General features: G+C 57.6%; 1 protein-coding gene. It reads right to left on the reverse strand.

Translation table 11 applies throughout. The features are described 5' to 3' along the window. Window positions 1-154 precede the first annotated feature (154 nt). Window positions 155-839, reverse strand: a 685-nt coding sequence (locus G6N73_RS35965) for a transposase (RefSeq protein ID WP_246252839.1), incomplete at its 5' end; no start/stop codon positions are given.

The following is an 839-nucleotide window of genomic DNA, read 5'->3' on the forward strand; positions in this document are numbered from 1 at the left end:
GGCAAGCGCCACTGGTGGACGATCCGCTGGCACCTTATAGTGGCGGGCAGGCAGATGATGGTAAACGGGATCGCTTTCCGAGGTCCTGTTCGTACCCGAGCCGTTTCGAAGCGAAAACAAGGAAGCAATCGAGCAGCGCAGTGCGCACTGAATCCTATGCGAGGCCCAGCTTGTTTTTCAGTTCGGCGTTTTCCTTACGCAAGTGCTCAGCGAGCATCTTCTTGAGGCGCTTGTTCTCTTCCTCAAGCGCGAGCAGATCCTTCAGGTCGTCGCTTTCGGATGCAGGTGCTGCCGCCTTTTTCCACTGATAATAAGTCTGTTCCGATATTCCGGCCTGACCTACCGCGTTCTTGATCGTAGCACCGCCGACGATCGTTTTCTCGATCTGTGACAGCTTGTGGGCACGCTCTTTTTCGGAATAGGTCTTCCGAGGGGCTCGCGTTGCTGGAGCGGGAGCTTCAGCCGCCTTGGGCGACTGCCTGGAGCGCTTGCTCACGGCCGGTTGTGTAGCCTCTGCCTTGGCCCTCCTGGATCGCGCGGCCTTCTTCTTTGGCTCAGGTGTCGCCGGTTTGGCAGGCGCTTCTGTCGTGATCTGTGTCGATTCAGTTTCCTGAGGACCGGCCATGTGTTGCTCCGCTCGCGGGTTGTGCTGAGCTTCAGCATCAACAACTGTAACGTTAGAGTCAACAAGCTGGCCATCTGGCGACTGGTGCACTTCTTTCCTTGCTTCGGCTGCAATCGCCGATAGGTCTATGTCGCCCCAGATCGAATGAGCGGGTTTCCGAGCGCCGCGCTTCTGCTTGACCTCCACAACGAACGGTCGTGTCTGCTGCCTCATA

It is taken from the genome of Allomesorhizobium camelthorni, from assembly GCF_011045125.1.
GTDB lineage: Bacteria > Pseudomonadota > Alphaproteobacteria > Rhizobiales > Rhizobiaceae > Allomesorhizobium > Allomesorhizobium camelthorni.